We start from the raw sequence: 21,766 nt of genomic DNA, 5'->3' as shown, positions 1-21,766 counted from the left end.
CCCATCAGCTCGCCGGTTCCAGCAGCACCGCGACCGTGCGGCCCGGGACCGTCGCCGTCCCCGACCCGGCGTCCCACGCGGCCTGCCGGACCACGTCGTCCACGCCGTTCGCCTGGACCGGCGAGAGCACGTACTGCCGGCCCGACAGCTCCGGAAGTTCGGCCGTGGCGTCGTCGGGCGACGCGTTGAACACGATCAGCGCGCCGTCCAGGTCCGGGTCGACGTCGGACGAGCCGGCCAGGTCGTCGATCGACATCGCGATCACGCCCGGCAGGTCCTCCGCGCCCGCGCCCTCGGCCGTCCCCGGGAACGTCACCTTCTCCCGGATCAGGTCCGCGGAACCCAGCCGCAGCAGGTCGGTCGACCCCCGCAGTTCCAGCAGTTCCGCGGCCTGTGCCGACGCGAGGTCGATGTCCTCGGGCGACGGCTTCAGCCCCGGGTCCGCCAGCAGCGGCGCCTGGTACGGCCACTTGTCCTCGTTGTCCGCCGCCATCGGCAGGCCGCGGCCGAACCCGTTGTCCTGCCCCGTCCAGTCGATGGCGTTGAACCAGTCGCCGGAGTCGTAGGAGTTCCGGTCCAGCGACTTGGACCGCAGCAGGTCCGTCCCGGCGTGCCAGAACGAGGGCGTCTGGGCGAGCGCCGTCGTCGACAGGTTCACCGTGTTCATCCGCAGCCGCTCGTCCATCGGCGTGTCGGCCGGGAGCTTGAGCGTCAGGAGGTCGAAGAGTGTCTCGTTGTCGTGCGCGTCGACGTACGTGACGACCTCCTCGGGCGAGTCCGCGTAGCCCGCGGGCGAGCCCCGGTAGTCGATCTCGTCGCCGCGCCGGACCTCGCCGTCCGCGGTCACGAACTCGTAGTCGCGCAGGTTCCCCGCGAGCCCCAGCTTCACCAGGTCCATCTGGTGCGCGAGATCGCCGGCCTCGTCGGAGCCGCCGTCGTTCACGGACCCCGCGTCGCCCAGCCGTGCCTCCCGGCCGTTCGGGTCGGTGAACAGCCCCGTCCCGACCCCCTGCTGGAACAGCGACGAACCGTCCACCGGTGAGCCGCCGTGCATCGCGTCGCGCAGGCGGTCGCTGAACGTCCCGATGCCGGTCCCGCCCAGGTTGCCCTGGGTGGCCTGCTCGAAGCGTGCGCCGTTCGCGACCTCGCCGAAGTTCCAGCCCTCGCCGTACAGGTAGACGGCCGACCCGTCGACGCCGTCCTCCTCGAGCGTCAGCTCGTCGAGCGCCGCGCGGACCGCGAGCATGTTCTCCTTCGAGTGGTGCCCCATGAGGTCGAAACGGAACCCGTCCACGCGGTAGTCACGGGCCCACGTCACCACGGAGTCGACCATGAGCTTCTCCCCCATGGCGTGTTCCGTGGCGAGGTTCTGGCAGCAGGTGGAGGTCTCCACCTCGCCCGACACGACGTTCTGCCGGTGGTAGTACCCCGGCACCACGCGGTCCAGCACGGACTTCTCCGCCTGGCCGGACGCCGCCGTGTGGTTGAACACCTGGTCCAGGATCACCTGGAGGCCGGCGTCGTGCAGCGCCCCGACCATGCCGCGGAACTCCGCGACGCGTGCGCCCCCGTCGGCCCGGCGGGCGTACGAGCCCTCGGGCGTCGTGAAGTGGTAGGGGTCGTAGCCCCAGTTGAAGCCGTCGTCGGCCTGGATCTCCGCGACCGCCGCCTGCTGCTCCTCGCCGTCCGGCGCGAAGCCGGACAGGTCGCCCGTGGTGGCCTGCGCGTCCCGGTCCTCGGGGATGGTCGCGATGTCGAACGTCGGCAGCAGGTGCACGCCGGTGATGCCGGCGTCGGCCAGGTCACGCAGGTGGGTCATGCCGTCGGAGTCCTCGACCCCGAACGCCCCGTACGTCCCGCGCAACCGGGCCGGGACCGTCTCGTCCGCGACCGAGAAGTCGCGCACGTGCAGCTCGTAGATCGTCTGGTCGACGGCGCGCTCCACGACCGGCGCGGGCGTCGTCCGCCACTCGCGCGGCTGGAACCTCTTGTCGTCCAGCGACACGACGACCGAGTGCGTCGAGTCGAGCGTCAGCCCGAGCGAGTAGGGGTCGGTCACCACGTTGGTCTCGACCTGGCCCGTGCTCGGCACGTACACCTCGACCGCGTAGCGGTAGCGCGCGCCGTACCAGGGGTAGCGCTTGTCCTTCCGCTTGCCGGCGACCGTCCACGCGCCGTCGTCCTGCCGCTTCGCGTCGAACCGGTCGGGCTCGGCGTCGAGGTCGCGTCCCCGGGGCCAGACCAGCAGGTCGACGTCGCGCGCCGTCGGAGCCCACAGGGCGAAGGACGCCCACTTCCGGTTCGGGTGCACCACGGCGCCGAGCTCGCGGTCCGTGGCGAACAGGTCGTCGAGCACGCCCGGGACCTGCACGCCCGTGGCCGCGGTGGGCTCGTCGGGCGTCTCCCCTCCGGCGTCGTACCGCTCCACGCCCAGCGGCCCCTGCAGGGCCGCGGTCGCCGCGTCCGTGTCCATGCCGTCGATCACGAGCGCCTGGTGACCCGCCAGGTGCGGGAAGTCCTCGGCGACGTCCCCGGGCAGCTCGCCCGGGCTCATGGCGTACGACGACGACGATGAGACCAGCCGCCAGGAGTCCCCCTGCCCGAAGCCGTCCGCCGGCACCAGCACGACGTCCTCGCGGACCCAGTGCGCCGCCATCTGCCCCTCGCCGGGCGTGCCCGGCTCGCCGGCCTCGACCGCGGGGACCTTTGTGACCGGGTCCCAGGTGAACGTCACCTCGCCGCCGCCCGTGGTGTACGGGATGTTGGCGCCGTCGCGCTCACCCTCGGCCCCGTAGTTCTCCTCCCAGGAGCCGTTGACGGCGACCTTGAACTCGTAGCTGCCGGCCGGGATCTCGAACGTCCCCGCGTAGGTCCCGTCCTCCTGGAGCGTGAGGCGGGCCGCCTCGCAGTCGGGCGTCCAGTCGCCGGCGCAGCCCATCTCGGAGTTGTGGCTGCCGGGGACGGTGACCATCTCGTAGATGTCGCCGGGCCCGTCATCGTCCACCACACCGCTGACGTCGACACCCACGGACCCGTACGACGATGCCGCCGCGCGGTCGCCGTCCGCGTCCCGCGTCACGGCGCGGTACTCGACGAGCGTGCCCTCGGGCAGGCCCGAGACGTCGTGGAAGACGCGCGGGTCCGTGTCCTCGGCGGTGCCGAGCGCGTGCCACTCGCCGGTGCCGACGGCCCGCCAGGCGAAGGAGGTCTCGGCCCAGGCGTCGTCGATCGCGGCCGCGACGGGAGCTGTACCCGTCACGGCGGCGCCGGCGCGCCGGGCCTCGCCCGGTTCGACGGCGATCGTGCCGGTGGTGTCGGCGGCGACCTGCCGGTCGGCAACGAGGACGACGGCGGAGCGTGCCGGGACGGTCAGGGTGACCTCGCCGTTCGCGTCGGCGGAGACCGGCTGCGCGCCGGTGGCGCCGTCGTACAGCACGCTGTAGGAGGCGCCCGGGGTCAGCGTCGTGAACGACGCCGTGGCCGTCTCGCCCGCGTTGTTCAGCGCGACGAGGTGCTCGACCTTCTCGCCGCGGTCCACGCGGGAGAAGGCGTAGATGCCCGCGCCGTCGGCGGCGAAGCGCTCGATCTGGGCGCCCGTGGCGAGGGCCGGGTGCTCCTCGCGGAGTGCGGCGAGTGCTGCGATGTGCTCGTACAGCGGCGCGTCCGTGTCGTAGCGGTCCTGGCTGCCGGCCTGCTCACCGGTGACGAGGGGCTGGTTCGCGTACTCGTCCACCTGGGTGGCGAAGAGGGTCTGGCGGGCGTCCTTGTCACCGCCCGTGCCGGCGAAGCCCTGCTCGTCGCCGTAGTAGACGACCGGCTGGCCGCGCGTCAGGTACATCAGCTCGTGGGCGAGCTCGTCGCGCTCCAGCGGGTCGTGGGTGCCGGCGAGCATGTAGCCGACGCGGCCCATGTCGTGGTTCCCGAGGAACGTCGGCAGCGCCGTGGCCGAGGAGTCCGGCGTGGTGTAGCGGTCGTCGCTCGCGAAGTGGCCGGCGAGACGCTGTGCGCTGTTGCCGCTCGCGTAGCTGATGGCCGAAGACTGGAAGGCGAAGTCCAGCACGGACGACATGTCCGTGTCGCGCACGTAGGGCGAGGTCTTGGCGGCGTCGGCGTCGAACACCTCGCCGAACGTGAAGAACTCGTCCTTGCCCTGGGCGTGGGCGTGGTCCTGGATCGTGGCGGACCACTCCTCCCAGAACTCGAAGTTGACGTGCTTCGCGGTGTCGATGCGGAACCCGTCGATGCCGAGGTCGATCCACGCCTGGTAGATCTCCTCCATGCCGTCGACGACGGTCGGGTGCTCCGTCATGAGGTCGTCGAGGCCGGCGAAGTCGCCGTAGGTGACCGACTCGCCTTCCCACGTCGAGTTGCCGCGGTTGTGGTACAGCGTCGGGTCGTTGAGCCAGGCCGGGACCTTGAGGTCCGCGTCCTCCGCCGCGATCTGCGGGGTGTAGGGAAAGCTCGTGGCGGCGTCGAGTTCCGGGAAGTCGCCGGTGCCGGCGTGGTCGGCCGGGTCGAACGGGTTGCCGTCGGCGTCGGTGTAGGGGCGGGTGGCCTGGTCGACGTAGTCGTAGGTGCCCTCGGCGTAGTCGACGACGTCGGCCGTGTGGTTCGTGATGATGTCGAAGTAGACCTTGATGCCGCGCGCGTGGGCGTCGTCGATCAGGGCCGCGAGTTCCTCGTTGGTGCCCAGGTGCGGGTCGATCCGGGTGAAGTCCGTGATCCAGTAGCCGTGGTAGCCGGCGCTGACGTCGTCGCCGCTGCCCTGGACGGGGCGGTTGAGAAAGCTGGGGGTGAGCCAGATCGCGGTGGTGCCGAGGCCCTCGATGTAGTCGAGGTGCTGCGCCAGGCCCGCGAGGTCGCCGCCCTGGTAGAAGCCCTTGTCCGTGGGGTCGAAGCCGGTCTCGAGCGGGCCGCCGTCCAGGCCGCCCTCGTCGTTGGACTGGTCGCCGTTGGCGAAGCGGTCGGTCATGACGAAGTAGAAGCGCTCGTCGGAGCCGGGCTGGCGGACCGGCGGCGTGACGAGGGCGTCGTCGGCCTCGGTGTAGCCGCCCGCGAGATCCAGCGGGGTGAGGGCGATGCGGTGGGTGGCGTCGTCGTAGGTGACGCGGACGGTGGTGGGGCCCTCCAGGTTGAGGGGCGCGTTGTCGGTGGTGCCCTCGCGGCCGTACGACTCGTCCCAGGCCCCGTCGAGGGCGACCTTGTACTCGTAGGCGCCGGCGGGGAGCTCGAACTCGGCCGTGAACGTGCCGTCGCCCGCCGGGGTCAGCGTGGTGTCCGCGCAGGTGGGATCCCAGTTCTCGGCGCAGCCGAGGGCGGTCTGGAGGTCGCCGACGAGGGTGGCGGACTCGGCGGTGGTGTCGGCGGCCGAGGCGGTGGCCGAGGCCGCGGCGAGGCCGGCGACGGCGAGCAGGGAGCCGACGGCGGTCAGCGCCGCCGGGCGTCGGAGCAGGCGGCGCGCGCGGCGAGGTGGGCGGACAGGGGGTGCGGCGGGCATGGAGACTCCTTCGTCGTCCTCGGGGGATCCCACGCGTCTGGGCTGGGGCCTCGCCGACTGTAACGCTTGCAACAGTTTGCAGCAACACCCGACAGGAACGCCCGGGAAGGCCGCGCCTCCTACCCGAGGGGTGCGAGAGGCAGCTTGAAGCCCTCGTGGGACTGCTCGTAGCCCAGGGAGCGGTAGAAGCGGTGGGCCTCTGGGCGTCGCTTGTCGCTCGTGAGCTGCGCGAGGACGCAGCCCCGGGCGCGGCCGCGCTCGTGGGCGTGCTCCATCATGAGGCGGCCGATCCCCTGGCCGCGGAGCCCGGCGTCGACGCGGACCGCCTCGACGAGGAGGCGGGCCGCGCCGTTACGGGAGACGCCCGGGACGTAGGTGAGCTGCATGACACCGACGACGGCGAACGCCCGCGCACCTTCATCCGGGGCGCTCGGACGTGCCCAGGCCCGCACGCCATCCGGCAGCTCGGTGACGGGCAGCTCGACGACCACCAGGTCGTTGTCCGGGCTCGCCTGGACGGCCTCGAAGCCGCGCACGTGCGGATCGCCGAACGAACCGGTGCGTGCAGCCGCCACGGCGTCGTCGGCGATCAGCTCGACGATGCGCGGGAGGTCGTCATGGCGTGCGTCCCGGAAGGTGATGTCCACGCCGTCACCGTAACCGCCTGTGCGGCAACGGTGACGACATGCGCATCCGGCCTCTCACCCCGCCAGGTGGGACCACCGCGAAGCCAGCTCGCGCCACGGGCCGACCGCGGCCACCTCGCCCTCGTCCAGGACCACCACCCGGTCGGCGCGAGCCAGGGCGGCTCGCTTCGAGGTCGCGCCGATCACTGTGGTGCCGCGCTCGCGCAGCGCCGCCCACAGCTCGATCTCCGTCGTGGCGTCCAGTGCGGACGACACGTCGTCGGCGAGCAGCAGCTCGGCGTCGGCCGCGAGCGCCCGGGCGAGCGCGAGACGCTGGACCTGGCCTCCCGACAGGCGCACGCCGCGGTGGCCCACGAGGGAGTGGGGGCCGCCGGCGTCGGCGATGTCGGGGGCGAGCCGCGCCGCCTCGACCGGGCCGTCGAGCTCGCGCTCGTGGTCCAGCCGCACGTTGTCGGCGAACGTGCCCGACAGCACGCGCGGGATCTGGGCGACATACGCCACCTGGCCGGGCCGGAGGAACGACTGGGCGTCGGTCACCTCGGTGTCGTTCCAGCGGATCTCGCCGGTGTGCTCCATGAGTCCGGCCATGGAGGAGAGCAGGCTCGATTTGCCGGAGCCGACCTGACCGAGCAGCAGCACGAGCTCGCCGCGCCGCACGGTGAGGTCCACGTCGGACACGCCGATGGTCCCGTCGTCGTGGACGGCGGTGAGGCCTCGCAGGCGGAGGTGGTCCAGCGGCTCGCGGGGGCCGGGCGTCGGCCGGGGCGCCACGCCCGTGTACAGGTCGACGCCTTCGCACCGTTCCACGAGATCGACGCCGCCGGCGAACCGGCTGGTCGCCTTCTGCCAGTTGCGCGTTCCGGGTGCCTCGGTGATCACCATGCCCGCGACCATGCCGAACCAGCCGAACCCGGAGACCGCGCCGGCCACCATGAGCGTGGTCGCGAGGTTCCAGGTGCCCTGGAGCAGCAGGGCCCACGCGACGACGACGCCGGACTGCAGCACCACGCCCGGCACGCCTTCGAGCACGGCGTACACGCGGTGCTCGAAGATCGCCGCCTTCACGCGCCCGCCGTCGACCTGCCGCAGGTGCGCGTGCACCTCCGGGGTCCGGGCGGCGAGCTTCACGGTCCTCGCCGAGTCGAGCGCGGAGACCAGCGCGCGCCCGAACTGCGCGCGTGCCGCCGACGACTTGGTCGCGGACCGCCCGGCGATCGGGCGGCCGATCGCGGACGCCGCCGCCGAGATCACCATGACGCTCACGAGCACGACACCCACGAGCCAGGATCGCGAGAGCAGCGCCGCGACGGTGACCACGATCAGGCCGTTGGCGAAGTCGATCCAGCGGTCCGTGTAGTTCACGAAGCGGTCGGCATCCATCGAGCGCGCGACGATCTCCCCCGGCGGCGCCGCGGGCAGGCGGCGCTGCTTGGTCTGCCCCGCCATGACCGACATCCGCACCCGCAGCAGGATCTCGATCCACCACTTCGGGTAGATGTAGATGGCGTGTGCGAGCAGGACCGGCGAGGCGATGAGCAGGATCGGCAACCCGATGAACTCGACGAGCGGGATCCCCGCACCGCTGTCGACGTCCTCGACGATGCGACCCCACACGAACGTGGTGAGCACGCCCGCCGCGTTGATCATGCTGAACAGGAGGAACAGCACCACGCCGAACAGGCCCCACTGCGGCCGGACGAACACCGCGTGCAGCACGCTGCGCGCGAGGCTCGGGCCGTCGCCCGGGTCCTCGATCTCCGGCGGGGCGCCGCGGCGGCGGCGGGTCCCGACGCTGCCGGTCCGGGTATCGTCGGCCCCGACGGCGGCTCTGGACCTGTCTCCCGACGACGGCGACGCGGCGGCCCCTGCTGCGGCCAGCTCCGCCCCGCCGACGGGCGGGACGCCCTCCGACACGATGACCGACGGCGGCCTCGCTCCGGTCGCGTCCTGCGCGACCGCCTGCGTGGTGATGGTCGCCTTCCCGTCGTGCCCTTCCTCCAACAACCCGTCCTCTGTGGCGTGCGAGGCGCTGGCCGCCAGCAGGTCACGGAACGGACCGGGGGCCGTGGCGAGCTCGGCCCTCCGTCCCTGCTGCACGACCCGGCCGTGGTCGAGGACGGCCACGTGCCCGGCCCGTTCGATCGTCGTGAGCCGGTGGGCGATGAGGACGCCGGTGCGCCCGGTGAGCAGCCGGTCGGCAGCGGCCACGACGCGAGCCTCGGTCAGCGGGTCCATGCGTGCGGTCGCCTCGTCCAGCACGACCACCTGCACGTGACGCACGAGCAGCCGCGCGAACGCGACGAGCTGCTCCTCCCCTGCCGACAGCCGGGTGCCGCCGGGTCCGAGGAGGGTGTCCAGGCCCTCGGACAGCCCGTCCACCCAGTCGGTGAGGCCGAGTTCCGCCACGGCTGCCTCGACCTGTTCCCGCGACACGTCGGCGAACAGGGTGATGTTCTCCGCGAGGGTCCCGCCCAGAATCTCGGTTCGCTGCGTCACGACGCCGACCGATCTTCGCAACGCCTGCAGGTCGAGGTGCCGGACGTCGACACCGCCCAGGAACACGGCGCCCTCCGGGGGCTCCACGGCCCGGGACAGCAGCGACGCCAGGGTCGACTTCCCCGATCCGGTGCGGCCGACCAGCGCAACGGTCTCGCCCGCGGGCACCGACAGGCTCACGCCCTGCAGGGCGAACGTCCCCTCGGCGTACGAGAAATGCAGGTCCCGCAGCTCCAGGTCGAGCGGCGGCTCCGGTACGGGTTCGCCGCCCGCGGGCTCCGGCGCGACGGACAGCATCTGCTTGATGCGGGTCAGCGCGCCGAGGCCCTCCTGGATGTTCGGCAGGTGGTGGATCAGCTGATCGGTCTGCGCCACGAACCCGGCCGTGACCAGGAACAGCGTGACGAGCTGCGCCACCGACAAGTTCCCGCCCGCAGCGAGTGCCACGCCGACGACGGCGACACCCGCGAGCATGGCGTGCAGCACCACGCCGGCCCGCCGGAGCATCACCGACTCGACCCTCACGACGTCGCCGAGACGCTTGTGCACCTCCGCGGACAGCCCGGCCAGGCGCCGGATCGCGAAGGCGCGGCCGAGGCTGGTGCGCAGATCGTCCCGGGCGGCGACGGCCTCCTCGAAGGCTGCGGCGTGGTCGGTCCAGGCCATCTCCTCGACGACCTTGAGCTTCACGATCCGGCCCAGCAGCCCGCGGATCAGGAGGACGGTCAGCGCGACGATCCCGGGGAAGAGGAGCCATGCGGGCCACCACTGCAGCCCGGCGATGATCCACATCGGCACGCACCCGATCACCGAGCGCGCCGCGCCCCACAACTGGCGTCGCACGAGCTGCCCGACGGCATGCGTGTCATCGTCGACGCGGTCCAGGATCTCCCCGACCGCCTGCTCGTTGAGCGTGCCCAGGGGCTGGTGCAGGGCCGCGCGCAGCAGGTCGCCACGCAGCTTCCCCTCCGCCCGGTCCGTGACCCCGGCCCAGGCCACCTGGCCGGCGCTGTCCAGGACGGCGCTGCCGACCAGGCACGCAGCGAGGAACACGATGCCGATCGTGGTGGCGCTCTCGGCGAGCTGTCCCGCGATCACGGACCCGTACGCCTGCACCGTGACCGCCACCATGAGCGCGAGCAGCGAGATCGCCGCGACGGGACCGCGCAACCGCCGCCAGTCGAGCTGTCGCGAAGGGTCGTCAGCCACGCGCTCGTCCCGGGTATCGGTGGCGCGCTGCTGAGGGGTAATCGTTGCCTGGACCATCACCGCTCACGCTACGTGGGGACACTGACATCCCCCTCCTCTTTTTTCTCCAGGCCGACGGGCCGCCTCGCGAGTCAGAACGGCGGCTCCTCGGTACTGCCGGGTGGGACGGTCGACTCGCCCGGGATCGCCGGTTTCCTGGGCGGGCGTGCAAGGGTGAGCCCACTGGGCAGGTCCAGGAACGGAGCGGCGTCGGTGTCAGCGGTCAGGTCCTTGTCAGTGATCAGGGCGTACCGGATCGCTGGGTCGGTGGGATCTGGCCGGTAGACCTGGGTGTGGCCGGTGGGGCTGGTCCAGGTTTCGGTGCCGGTAGCGGGGTCGCGTTCGACGTGCCAGCCGGCGTGGGTCTTGATGTTGTGGTGTTTGCGGCACAGGGCGTGCAGGTTGTCGGCACGGGTCTGTCCGGGCTGGTCGGGGCGGTGGTCGTGGTCGAAGGGGTCGATATGGTCCAGGTCGCAGCGTGTGGCGGGCCGGTCACAGCCGGCGTGGGCGCAGGTGTGGTCGCGGGCCTGGACGGCCTTCCGGAGGCGGGGTGGGGGCTGGTAAGTGGTGGTGGAGTAGTCGGTGAGGATGCCGGTGACCGGGTCGGTCACCAGGCGGTGCCAGACACCCTCGCCCGCGATCTCGCGTGCGGTCTGGGCCGGGATCGGGCCCAGCAGGTCCAGGATGCCGGGCGTGTGGTCGGCCGGGTCGGCGAGCATGCTGGCGGGGACCGTGACGTTGATGGTGGCGGGCACCTCGATGCCGCGCACCACGACGCCGGCTTCCGCCGCATCGGTGGGCGCGGGAGCGGTGGACCACACGCCGTCATCCTCGTCGGGAACGGGCACCAGGTCGGTGTCCTGCACGGGCACCACGAGCACGCCCGGGTCCGTGACCGGGACGCGCAGGGACCCCGGCACAGCCCCAGCAGGCTCGCCCTCGCCGCCTTCCTCGATCGCGTGCGGCACCATGCGCCCGGTGACCAGCGACGTGAGTGCCGCGGCGCGAGCCTGCCCACGCCGGCGTCGCCGGCCCGGCTGCCGCATGAGCTGGTCCGCACCGGCCTGCACGGAGTTGAACACCCGTGCGGCGTCCTTGGCGGGCATGAGCGCGGTCAACAGCGCCATCCCCGGCGCGGCCGTCTCCAGCCACACGTTCGACCCCGCCGCGGCCTCCTGCAGTTCCTCCCCGCTGCCGTGCAGCCGGTTGGCCAGCGCGTTCAACTGATCCGACAGCCACTTCCACGTGCGACGCGGCGCCTCGGGCAGCAGGATCTGGATCGCCGCGGCCCGCTCCTCGTCGGTCAGCTCCGGGGCCGCGCCCAGGAGCGTGTCAGCCTTGCGCGTGTCGATGCATCCGGCGTCCAAGGCGACCAGCACGGCCGGAAAGCGGGTGCACCGATCTGCGCGGTTGACGATCACGCTGCCCTCACCCGCGGTCACCCGCAGCCGGTCCTTGACCACGGTCCCTGCCTGATCCACCCCCAGGATCCCGCCCTGGGCGTCGACCAGCGCCGCGGCTGCCCGCGCCTGCAGGCTCCGCGCCCAGGACGCCAGCCGCTCCGTCGCCGCGACCACGCCGGCCAGCTCCACGGCATCCAACCGGCCCAGTACACCCGCCCGCCCGGAACTGCCGTCCTCGGACCCGCTCAGGGTGGGCTCGGCAGCAGCGGGCACAGCACCGGGCGCGGCAAGCAGCTCCAGCACGCCCGCGAGCCACGGACCGGGCTCACCCGAGCGCAGCTGCGCCACCAGCACATCCACCGAGGCGTCGTCCAGTGCGCCGTCGTCCGGTCGTCCACGGCCCAGGGCTTCTCCACCGGCCCACCACGCCCCCGGCAGCACGACATCCAGCCGCGCGGACCCGCCGTCGTGCAACCTCGGCTCGCCCATCCTGCTCACCCCCTGAACGCCTGGAACCCGGCCCTGTCATCTACGTGTTCGCTCTGCGTTCGATCCTATAATTGCCATCCGCCAGCAGCCACCCGAGGACAGAATCTGTGGATAATCGGCATCGACGGCTGAGCCATGAGCGACTCCAGGCGACCCATACACCAGATGCCGACCGCCCTGCGGACCGTCGATCCACGTCGGCGCCTGCCCGCCCTGCGCCCGTCAACCTAGGTTGACAGCTTGCCAATCCGTCAACCATGGTTGACACATGAACTCCTCTCTCACCGCCAGCGCCACCGGGGACGACCCCCGCGCCGGGCTGCGCGCCGTGCGTTCGCTGCGCGAGCTGGCCGATCGCCTCGAGATCCTTCAGGTGGAACGCGCCCGCGACCTCGGCTGGTCGTGGCAGGAGATCGCCGACGCGCTCGGCGTCAGCCGCCAGGCCGTCCACAAGAAGCACCGGCGCGCGTAGCCGACCCGCACCCGCACCCACCGCCCGCCCACCACCCAGGAGGCCCTGACATGTTCGAACGGTTCACCCGCCAGGCACGCGCCGTCGTCACCGACGCACAGATCGTGGCGCGCGGCCTGCACTCACCCGCCATCGACAGCCGCCACGTCGTCATCGCGCTCGCGGAGACCGACGGTTCCGCGGCCCGCGCCCTGCGCTCGACCGGCCTCACGCCCGGCACGATCGCCTCGGCCGTCCGGCGCGAGATCGCCGGCGACGGCGGACTGGACAGCGAGGCCCTCGCCTCGCTCGGCATCGACCTCGAGGCCGTGCGCGTGACCACCGACGCCACGTTCGGCGACGGCGCGTTCGACGCCGCAGCTCGCCGGAGCGGCCCGAAGGGCCACATCCCGTTCACCAGGGACGCCAAGAAGTCACTGGAACTCGCGCTGCGCGAGGCCGTGCGCCTGCGCAGCAAAGACATCGACGAGACCCACCTCCTGCTCGGCATCCTGCGCGACGGCCACGCTCCCGGCGCCAAGGCGCTGTCCGACGCCGGGGTCGACGTCCCGGCCCTCCGGGCGGCCCTGGAGTCACCGGCCTGAGGCCGCCGCACCGCCCGCCTGCACCGCCCGCCGACACCGTCAGCCGGGATCGCCCGGCACCAGCCCCGGCAGCAGCATGCCCACCAGCGCACGCGCATGCTCCCCGGCTTCCGGCCGCTCGACGAACTGCCCGAGAAACGCGTACTGCAGGCACGCCCCGAGGAGCAGCGACGCCGCGGCGTCGGGGGCCGCGTCGGCACGGACGCGCCCCAGCTCCTGCTCGGCCCGCAGGTAGTCCGCGAGCCAGCGGTTCACCACCTGCGGCCCCGCGCCACGCTCCAGGAGGGCAGCCCGGTACGCCTCGAACATCTGCCGCTCGAAGAAGATCGAGACCGCGGTGAGGAACGACTCGCAGTAGAAGGCGAGCGCCCGGTCGGCCACCTGGACGAGGTGCTCCTCCACGGTCCGCTGCCCGGCGGCGTCGCGCAGCCCGACGAGGAACGCGGCCAGCTCCCCGGGCGTGCGCTCCTGCAGCACCGCGACGAACAGGTCGACCTTGGCCCGGAAGTGCTTGTACAGCAGCGCCTCCGAACAGCCGGCGACGGCTGCGATCTGCTTCGTGGTCGCCCGCGCGATGCCCTGCTCCCGCATGACGGCCGCGGCGGCATCGAGGATCCGGTCACGCGTGGTCCTTGACAGGTGAGTGTTCACTCACCCATCGTAAGGGTGAGTGAGTACTCACCCACCCCTGAGGAGGAACCATGCAGGTCGTCGTCATCGGTGCCAGCGGACGGACCGGAAGTGCCGTCGCACAGCAGGCGCTCGACGCCGGGCACGCCGTCACGGCAGTCGGCCGTGAGTCGTCGTCGTTCCCGTTCGACCCCCACGAGCGGCTCCGCACGGTCCGCACCGACGTGCTCGACGCCGCGGCGCTCGCCCCCGTCGTCAAGGGCGCCGACGCGGTGGTGTCGGCGCTCGGGCCGCGCGAGTCCGGCCCGAGCGAGGTGTGCCGCCGGGGCGCGGCCGCCGTCGTCGACGCCATGTACGACGTCGGCGTGCGCCGCCTGGCGGTCGTGAGCGCCAGCGGCGCGTTCCACGGCCCGGGTGACGGGCCCGTCACCCGGGCGATCGCCAAGCCGATCCTGCAGCGGGTCCTGCGGCACTCGTTCGAGGACACGCGCGCCATGGAGGGCGTGGTGCGCGCCAGTGGCCTGGACTGGACGCTCGTCCGCCCGCCGCGCCTGCTCGACAAGCCCCGCACCGGCAGGTACCGGCATGTCATCGACGCATTCGTCCCCGGCGGCATCCAGATCGGCCGGGCCGACGTCGCCGACTACCTGCTCCGCTCGCTCGACGACCCCGGGACCACCGGCCGCTGGGTGGGCCTCGGCTACTGATCCGAACGACGACGGCGGTCGTGGTGGCGTCCCGTACGGAACGGCACCACGACCGCCGTCGTGCATGCAACCCACGCGGGCGAGGCCACGCGCGGGAAGACCGTCAGAGCGAAGCGAGGGCCTCGTTGAAGATCGCGCTCGGGCGCATCACGGCGCTCGCCTTCTCGTCGTCCGGCTGGTAGTAGCCGCCGATGTCGGCGGGCTTGCCCTGGACGGCGATCAGTTCGGCGACGATCGCCTCCTCCTCGGCACCCAGCTTCTCGGCCAGGGGCGCGAAGGCGGCGGCCAGTTCGGCGTCGTCGGTCTGCGCGGCGAGCTCCCGCGCCCAGTACAGGGCGAGGTAGAAGTGCGAGCCGCGGTTGTCGATGGTGCCGAGCTTGCGGCCGGGGGAACGGTCCTCGTGGAGGAACGTCCCGGTCGCCGCGTCGAGCGTGTCGGCGAGGACCTGGGCGCGGGCGTTGCCGGTGAACTTCGCCAGGTGCTCAAAGGACGCGGCCAGCGCGAAGAACTCACCGAGCGAGTCCCAGCGCAGGTAGTCGTCCTCGACGAGCTGCTGCACGTGCTTCGGCGCGGAGCCGCCCGCGCCCGTCTCGAAGAGGCCGCCGCCGTTCATGAGCGGGACGATCGAGAGCATCTTCGCCGACGTGCCCACCTCGAGGATGGGGAACAGGTCGGTGTTGTAGTCACGGAGCACGTTCCCGGTGACCGAGATGGTGTCCTCGCCCTTGCGGATACGTTCGAGGGAGTACGTCGTGGCCTCGGCGGGCGCCATGATCTCGAGCGTCAGCCCGCCGAGCTCGCCGGCGGAGCCGTCGTCGAGGTACTCGCGGACCTTCTCGATGAGGCGGGCGTCGTGGGCGCGGTTCTGGTCGAGCCAGAACACGGCCGGCACGCCGGTGGCGCGGGCACGGGTGACGGCCAGCTTGACCCAGTCGCGGATGGCGACGTCCTTGGCCTGGCAGGCACGCCAGATGTCACCGGCGCGGACCTCGTGCTCCATGACGGTCCCGCCGGCGCCGTCGACGATGCGGACCACGCCGTCGGACGGGATCTCGAACGTCTTGTCGTGCGAGCCGTACTCCTCGGCCTTCTTGGCCATCAGGCCGACGTTCGGCACGGAACCCATCGTGGCCGGGTCGAGCGCGCCGTTGGCCTTGCAGTCCTCGATGACGGCCTGGTACACCCCGGCGTACGACGAGTCGGGGATGACGGCGAGGGCGTCCGCCTCGTTGCCGTCGGGGCCCCACATGTGGCCGCCGCCGCGGATCATGGCCGGCATCGAGGCGTCGACGATGACGTCGGACGGGACGTGCAGGTTGGTGATGCCCTTGTCGGAGTTCACCATGGCGAGCTCCGGACCGGCGGCGAGCGCGGCGTCGAACGCGGCGCGGATCTCGGCGCCGTTCGGCAGGCCCGCCAGGCCGGCGTAGATCGTGCCGAGGCCGTCGTTGGCGGACAGCCCGGCCGCGGCCAGGTCGGCGCCGTACTTCTCGAAGACGCCGCCGAAGAACGCCTTGACCACGTGGCCGAAGATGATCGGGTCCGAGACCTTCATCATCGTGGCCTTGAGGTGCACGGAGAAGAGCACGCCCTGCTCCTTGGCCTGCCGGATGGCGTCGGCGAGGAACGCGTCGAGCGCAGCCGCCGACATGAAGGTGCCGTCCAGGACCTCGCCGGCGTCGACCTTCAGGCCGTCCTTGAGGACCGTGACGGCGCCGTCGGCGGCGACGTGCTCGATCCGCAGGGTGTCGGCGGCCGGGACGACCACGGACTTCTCGTTCGAGAAGAAGTCGTCGTGGCCCATCGTCGCGACGACGGTCTTCGAGTCGGCGCTCCACGCGCCCATGCGGTGCGGGTGCGCCTTGGCGTAGTTCTTGACCGACGCCGGGGCGCGGCGGTCGGAGTTCCCCTCGCGGAGCACCGGGTTGACGGCCGAGCCCTTGACCCTGTCGTAGCGGGCGCGGGTGTCGCGCTCCTCGTCGGTCGTGGGCTCCTCCGGGTAGTCGGGCAGGTCGTAGCCCTTGCCCTGGAGCTCGGCGATCGCGGCCTTGAGCTGCGGCACGGACGCGGAGATGTTCGGCAGCTTGATGATGTTGGCGTCCGGCTGCGTGGCCAGCTCACCGAGCTCCGCCAGCGCGTCCGGCTGGGCCTGTTCCGGGGTCAGGCGCTCCGGAAACTGCGTGACGATACGGCCGGCCAGCGAGATGTCGCGGGTCTCGACGTCCACGCCCGCCTTGGCCGCGTAGGCCGAGACGATCGGGAGGAAGGAGTAGGTCGCCAGCAGCGGCGCCTCGTCCGTATGGGTGTAGATGATCTTGGCCATGGGCAGAACAGGCTCCTGGATCAGTTGGCAGACGATTTCTTGACATCAAGATACCGTGCCGAAACCTGGATCGAGGCATCGGGTAATCAGCCTCACACCCTGCCCTTCCGGGCCAGATCGTCAGATCCAGACCGTCAGATCAGGCCCAGGGATCGCACCGCGTCCCGCTCGGCCGACAGCTCGGCCACGGACGCGTCGATCCGCTCGCGGGAGAACGGGTCGATCTCCAGCCCCTCCACGATCTGCCAGTCCCCTCCGGCCGACGTCACCGGGAACGAGGACACCAGGCCCTCCGGCACACCGTACTCGCCGTGACTGTGCACGCCCGCGCTGGTCCAGTCCCCCTCGCGGGTGCCGAGGGTCCAGTCCCGCACGTGCTCGATCGCCGCGTTCGCCGCCGACGCCGCCGACGACGCACCGCGCGCCTCGATGATCGCGGCGCCGCGCTTCGCGACCGTCGGGATGAACGTGTCGGTCAGCCATTCGCGGTCCGCCGCCACGTCCGAGCCGGGGATGTCACCCACCGTGGCCTGGAACAGGTCCGGGTACTGGGTCGCGGAGTGGTTGCCCCAGATCGTCAGCCCGCTGATCCTGCTGACCGGCGTCCCGGTCCGGGCTGCCACCTGCGAGAGCGCGCGGTTGTGGTCCAGCCGGGTCATCGCGGTGAAGCGCTCCGGCGGCACATCGGGAGCGTGGGCCGACGCGATGAGCGCGTTCGTGTTCGCGGGGTTGCCGACCACGAGCACCTTGACGTCCGACGCCGCTCCGTCGTTGATCGCCCTGCCCTGCGGCCCGAAGATCCCGCCGTTGGCCTCGAGCAGGTCGGCCCGCTCCATCCCGGCGCCGCGCGGCCTGGCCCCGACCAGCAGGGCGACGTTCGCCCCCTCGAACGCCTTGACCGGGTCGTCGAAGATGTCGACGCCGGCCAGCGTGCCGAAGGCGCAGTCGTCAAGTTCCATCGCCGTACCCTCGGCCGCCTTGACGGCGGCGGGGATCTCCAGGAGGCGGAGCCGGACCGGTACGTCCGCGCCGAGCATCTCTCCCGCTGCGATGCGGAAAAGGAGCGCGTACCCGATCTGGCCAGCGGCTCCGGTGACGGTGACGTTCACGGGTTCAGTCATGGGGCCCACTCTTGCATCCCACGGATGGCCGTGCCCAGTGCTCACGCGAAATTCTTCGCGAAGTCGTGACCGAAATCGTGACCAGGGTCCGAACTCGCCGCATTCAGGTCATGTTCAGGTGATTGCTGGCAGGATGCTCCCCGAAACCCGGCACGCATCCGCGTGCGCCACCCGAAAGGATCATCCCTCATGGCCAACGCGTACGCCGTGTCCGACGGCGCGCTCGACGCCCCCACCGAGTCCTCCGGCTCCGGCACCCTCTCCCGCGTGCTCGCCGAGGCGTTCGGCACCTTCGTCCTCGTCCTCGGTGTGCTAAGCATCGGTGTGTACAGCTTCCTCAACCAGTCGGGCGCCATCGGCGTCGCGCTGACCGCAGGCTTCGCGTACGCGGCGGCGCTGGTCGCCGTCGGGCACGTGTCCGGCGGCTGGTTCAACCCGGCGATCACGCTCGCCCAGGCCATCGCCGGCCGGGTGCGCTGGACCGAGGTCCCGCTGTACTGGCTCGCCCAGCTCGTCGGCGGCTTCGCCGCAGGCGCCCTGCTCCTGGGGACTCTCCCCGACAAGCTCTTCGAACTGCTCCAGCTGGAGGACAAGTACGCGCTGTACGCCCAGAGCGCCAACGGCTGGGGCGACTTCTCCCCGCTCTCCACGCTCTCGCAGGGCGGCGCGACGTTCACCATGCTCCACGCGGGCATCGTCGAACTCATCGCGTCGGCGGCGCTGGCCGGCATCGCCCTGGCCGTGGGCACGAAGAACCGCGGCACCATGGCCGCGGCCGGTGGCGCCGGCCTGGCCGTGCTCAGCATCGTCACGTACCCGGTGACCGGCGCCGGCCTGAACCCCGTGCGCTCGACCGTCGCGGCGGCCTTCGCGTGGGACTGGGACGGCGTGAGCGGCCAGGTCTGGCTGTTCTGGGTCGCCCCGCTCGTGGGCGCAGGCATCGCCGCGCTCTTCGCCGTCGCCTTCGGCCCGCAGGAGTCCCCGGAGAGCATCGACGCGTTCGGCGCCGAGGCCGACGCCTACGACGACGAGGACGAGGACGACGCCGAGACCGACGCCGACGAGACCTCCGGCACCGACGAGAAGAAGACGGACTGACGTCCCCCCCCCGCGACCACGACGCGCCGCCGGGGCAGCGGGTCCCACCGACCCGCTGCCCCGGTACCTCTCTGTCGCGGCAGGCCGGCGGGCGACGATCAGAGCACGGCGTCGCGTATCCGTACGGAGGGGTCGACAATCTTCTCCAGGTCCACCATGAGCGGCTCGGGACGGTTCATCAGCTTGCGGACCTGACCGACCTCCCGCGGCGAGTCCGCGAGCAGCACGGCCCGGAGACGCGCGACGTGATGCCCCTGGTCGGTCATCCTCGGGTTCCGGTGCATGCTGTGCTCCACGTAGAAGGCCGCCCAGTGCCCGCCGCTCACGGGGTCGCCCCGGAAGGCCACCTCCTCGAACGGCGACGGCACGCCGAAGAGCGCCAGGTCGTGCCCGAGCTGGCGGCTGAACACGTACGGTGCCTGCGTGCGCAGCGGCACCAGGCCGAGCCGTGCGCGTACCGCCTCCGGGTCGGCCGGGCGTTCGTCGACGCCGAGCATGGCGCGCGCCGTCTGCTCCGGGTCGTGCAGCGCGGCGGACCAGTGCCCGCCCGGGACGGGCCCGAACACGGGGTGGTCACGCGTCGCGATGTCCCCCACGGCCCAGACCCGTTCCAGGGCGTCGGCGTGCAGCCGCCCGGCCGGGTCGCCCGGCATGGACAGCCCGAGGAATCTCCCGGCGCGGTTGACGCGCAGCCCGCCGCGGGCGTCGAGCGGGAGCGAGCCACGCAGCCAGCGCGACGCCGGCCGCGCGCCGACGGCGGCGAGCACCAGGTCCGCCTCGACGTGCTCGCCCGAGGCGGCGCGGACGCCGTCGTCGGACACCTTCTCGACGGGCGTGCCCGTGACCAGACGGACCCCCGCCTCCGCGAACCACGGCGCGAGGTGTGCCCCGACGGTGCCCCCCAGCTGCCGTTCCAGCGGCGCCGCGCCCGCCTCCACGACGGTCACCTCCGCGCCCGCCCCGGCCGCGACGCCCGCCACCTCGGCCCCGATCCAGCCCGCGCCGACGATGACCACCCGCACACCGGGTCCGATCGCGGCCCGCAGCACCTCCGCGTCGCGGTAGGTGTGCAGCACGGCGGCCGCGTCCCAGCCCGGCGGCAGGACGGGCTCCGCACCGCAGGCCAGCACGACCGCGTCCGAGGTGATCGTGTCCGACGACGCCACCTGGGTGGCCACGCCCTCCCGGGTGACCGACAGGCGGGTGGCCGGGTCGTCCAGCCGGACGTCGTCGGCCAGCACGGACAGGTCGACACCCAGGTCGTCCGAGATCCACAACGGTTCGGTGCGGGTGAGCAGTTCCTTGGACAGCGGCGGGCGGTCATAGGGCGGCACGCCCTCCGCACCGAGGACGGTCAGGTGCCCGGTGAAGCCGTGGGAGCGGAGCGCGGCGGCGGTCTGTGCGCCGGCCAGGCCCGCACCGACGATCGTGATGGACCGGGGCGAGGACGACGGCATGAACTCACCGTATCGTCGCCCCGGTGGTTGCAGCCTGATCACGGTGGACCCCGTCTGTCCGATTCGCCGGTAGGCTCTGCGGCGTGGATCTCAGCAGGACTCCGACCGGCAGCGAGCACCACCCCGGACAGACCGGAGGAGGCACCGCGACGCTCGTCGCGCCTGACTGGCGGCAGCCCTCGGACGAGGCAGGCTGGAACGACGGCACGCCGTCACCCGAGCGTGCCGGGCATCGTCCCGCCGAGGAGGATCCATTGGACGCGGAGCACCCGTCGCGCAGGAGCACCAGCGCGGTCTGGTGGCTGCTCGGCGGCGTCGTGCTCTCGCTGCTGCTCGGTCTCGTGGTCGGGGGGCGGGCGGGATCCCTCGGGATCGCCGTGACGCTCGCGGTCGCCGGGATCTTCCGCGCCGTGCTGCGCGGCCCGGGTCCCGTCGGCCTGGCGATCCGCACCCGGGGCCTCGACGTCGTCATGTACATGAGCGCGGCGGTGATGATCGGCGCGCTGGCCGTCGTGGCGCCGATCGACTGAGCGTCGTCACCGCCGGGCGCCCTCCAGCGTCCCGGTGACCGGGTCCTCCGACTCGACGATGCAGGCCACCTTGCGGTCGCCTTCCTCCCAGCTCTCCCGGGACGGCGCGACCGGCCAGTAGGTCAGCTCGGACGCGGCCCACGCCTCGCCGACGAACTCGTCGAACTCCGGGTAGCAGTACGCGTCCGCGGCCTCCCAGAGCTGCGCCTGTGTCGGCGCGCTGCCCGAGCCGCCGTCGGCCACGGAGTCGTCCAGCCGCGTCACGCCGAAGACCTCGCCGTGGTGCGGCTCGTCGCACGGCACCACCGGGATCCAGTACAGGAGCGCGACGCCGTCGACCTCCTCGGTGTCGAGGCAGTCGCCGCTGTCGAGATCGACGGGCCTCGTCCGCGACGGGTCCTCGGCGTCCTCCTGCCCCGCGGTGGTCTCCTGCCCCTCGGTCGCCCACCACTCCGCGAGGTCCTCGCCCTCGGCGGTGCCCGGCGTCGGGAGCACGCCGAACGGGTCGGCAGTACCGTCCGGAGGTCCGGAGGACGCGGGAGTGTCCGACGACGGGACCGCCGCCTCTCCGGGATGTTCCGGGCCCGACGGCGCGAGCCCCGCGGCCTCCGCGAGCGCCGGCGGGACGTACCCGACGGCGCCCGCGGGCAGCCAGGCGGGAGCCATGACGACCGCGGCGGCGGAGCCCGCCAGGAGTACCGTGCCCGTGCAGATCGCGGCCACGGCGAAGCCGAGCGCCCGCCGGGAGGCGGTTCGCGCGGCGTCGAGGTGGTCCGCCGCCGCGTTGCGCGCCGCCCGGACCGCCTGGACGAGCGCGGGCACGGCCAGCGGCCAGAACAGCAGGAACGCGGCCACCACCCAGCCGGTTCGTGCGGAGACGCGGACCTCGGTCGGACCGGCGCCGTCGGTACCGGTGCCGGTGTCGTCGTCAGGCTCGGCGTCGGCGTCGTCAGGCTCGGCGGGGGCGTCGTCGGGCTCGGCGGGGGGATTCTGGGCCACGACGCGAGATGGTATCGCCATCGCCTGACAAGGCCCCGATTCCGGCTTTGTCAGGCGACGCGCAG

Annotated in this window: 14 protein-coding genes; 5 read left to right on the top strand and 9 right to left on the bottom strand. The window is 72.4% G+C overall.

What is annotated here, in order from left to right; all coding sequences use genetic code 11:
- Window positions 1-4: 4 nt before the first annotated feature.
- The 4 genes from pulA to ACYVK5_RS04615 all read right to left on the bottom strand — a co-directional run bounded on the left by pulA (window position 5) and on the right by ACYVK5_RS04615 (window position 11,780).
- Window positions 5-5,497, bottom strand: a complete 5,493-nt coding sequence (pulA, locus tag ACYVK5_RS04630; protein ID WP_460702268.1) for a pullulanase-type alpha-1,6-glucosidase — start codon at window positions 5,495-5,497, stop codon at window positions 5-7.
- 119 nt (window positions 5,498-5,616) lie between these two features.
- A complete protein-coding gene (locus ACYVK5_RS04625) occupies window positions 5,617-6,144 on the bottom strand; it encodes a GNAT family N-acetyltransferase (RefSeq protein ID WP_460702266.1) in 528 nt (175 codons plus the stop codon).
- A gap of 54 nt (window positions 6,145-6,198) precedes the next feature.
- The gene (locus ACYVK5_RS04620) at window positions 6,199-9,906 is read right to left on the bottom strand and encodes an ATP-binding cassette domain-containing protein (RefSeq protein ID WP_460702264.1); all 3,708 of its coding nucleotides are present in this window, start codon (window positions 9,904-9,906) and stop codon (window positions 6,199-6,201) included.
- Between the two features lie 74 nt (window positions 9,907-9,980).
- On the bottom strand, window positions 9,981-11,780 hold the full coding sequence (locus tag ACYVK5_RS04615; RefSeq protein WP_460702262.1) for an HNH endonuclease signature motif containing protein: 1,800 nt from the start codon (window positions 11,778-11,780) through the stop codon (window positions 9,981-9,983).
- A gap of 268 nt (window positions 11,781-12,048) precedes the next feature.
- Between ACYVK5_RS04615 and ACYVK5_RS04610 the strand changes: the two genes are divergently transcribed.
- Together ACYVK5_RS04610 and ACYVK5_RS04605 are read left to right on the top strand one after the other, a co-directional pair.
- Window positions 12,049-12,252 (top strand): helix-turn-helix domain-containing protein, encoded by a 204-nt coding sequence (locus ACYVK5_RS04610; RefSeq protein ID WP_460702260.1) that lies wholly within the window; start codon window positions 12,049-12,051, stop codon window positions 12,250-12,252.
- A 50-nt stretch (window positions 12,253-12,302) separates the two neighbouring features.
- Window positions 12,303-12,836, top strand: a complete 534-nt coding sequence (locus tag ACYVK5_RS04605) for a Clp protease N-terminal domain-containing protein (RefSeq protein WP_460702258.1) — start codon at window positions 12,303-12,305, stop codon at window positions 12,834-12,836.
- Window positions 12,837-12,875: 39 nt separating this feature from the next.
- Here ACYVK5_RS04605 and ACYVK5_RS04600 read toward each other — a convergent pair whose 3' ends face one another.
- A complete protein-coding gene (locus ACYVK5_RS04600; protein WP_460702256.1) occupies window positions 12,876-13,487 on the bottom strand; it encodes a TetR/AcrR family transcriptional regulator in 612 nt (203 codons plus the stop codon).
- Between the two features lie 50 nt (window positions 13,488-13,537).
- Here ACYVK5_RS04600 and ACYVK5_RS04595 point away from each other — a divergent pair, with 50 nt between their 5' ends.
- Entirely contained in the window at window positions 13,538-14,173 is a 636-nt protein-coding gene (locus tag ACYVK5_RS04595) for an NAD(P)-dependent oxidoreductase (RefSeq protein WP_460702254.1), read from the top strand.
- A gap of 103 nt (window positions 14,174-14,276) precedes the next feature.
- On the opposite strand, the gene ACYVK5_RS04590 is transcribed toward ACYVK5_RS04595, so the two are convergent.
- Both ACYVK5_RS04590 and ACYVK5_RS04585 read right to left on the bottom strand, forming a co-directional pair.
- The gene (locus ACYVK5_RS04590; RefSeq protein WP_460702252.1) at window positions 14,277-16,496 is read right to left on the bottom strand and encodes an NADP-dependent isocitrate dehydrogenase; all 2,220 of its coding nucleotides are present in this window, start codon (window positions 16,494-16,496) and stop codon (window positions 14,277-14,279) included.
- Window positions 16,497-16,630: 134 nt separating this feature from the next.
- A complete protein-coding gene (locus ACYVK5_RS04585; RefSeq protein ID WP_460702250.1) occupies window positions 16,631-17,617 on the bottom strand; it encodes a malate dehydrogenase in 987 nt (328 codons plus the stop codon).
- A gap of 189 nt (window positions 17,618-17,806) precedes the next feature.
- Here ACYVK5_RS04585 and ACYVK5_RS04580 point away from each other — a divergent pair, with 189 nt between their 5' ends.
- Complete coding sequence (locus ACYVK5_RS04580) at window positions 17,807-18,715, top strand: MIP/aquaporin family protein (protein ID WP_460702248.1); 909 nt, start codon at window positions 17,807-17,809, stop codon at window positions 18,713-18,715.
- Window positions 18,716-18,813: 98 nt separating this feature from the next.
- Here ACYVK5_RS04580 and ACYVK5_RS04575 read toward each other — a convergent pair whose 3' ends face one another.
- A complete protein-coding gene (locus ACYVK5_RS04575; protein ID WP_460702245.1) occupies window positions 18,814-20,172 on the bottom strand; it encodes an NAD(P)/FAD-dependent oxidoreductase in 1,359 nt (452 codons plus the stop codon).
- 83 nt (window positions 20,173-20,255) lie between these two features.
- Here ACYVK5_RS04575 and ACYVK5_RS04570 point away from each other — a divergent pair, with 83 nt between their 5' ends.
- Window positions 20,256-20,702, top strand: a complete 447-nt coding sequence (locus ACYVK5_RS04570) for a DUF3017 domain-containing protein (RefSeq protein ID WP_460702243.1) — start codon at window positions 20,256-20,258, stop codon at window positions 20,700-20,702.
- A 6-nt stretch (window positions 20,703-20,708) separates the two neighbouring features.
- On the opposite strand, the gene ACYVK5_RS04565 is transcribed toward ACYVK5_RS04570, so the two are convergent.
- Entirely contained in the window at window positions 20,709-21,701 is a 993-nt protein-coding gene (locus tag ACYVK5_RS04565) for a septum formation family protein (RefSeq protein ID WP_460702241.1), read from the bottom strand.
- Window positions 21,702-21,766 lie beyond the last annotated feature (65 nt).

Source organism: Myceligenerans halotolerans (assembly GCF_054782975.1).
This window is presented reverse-complemented; position numbering and strand designations above follow the sequence as displayed.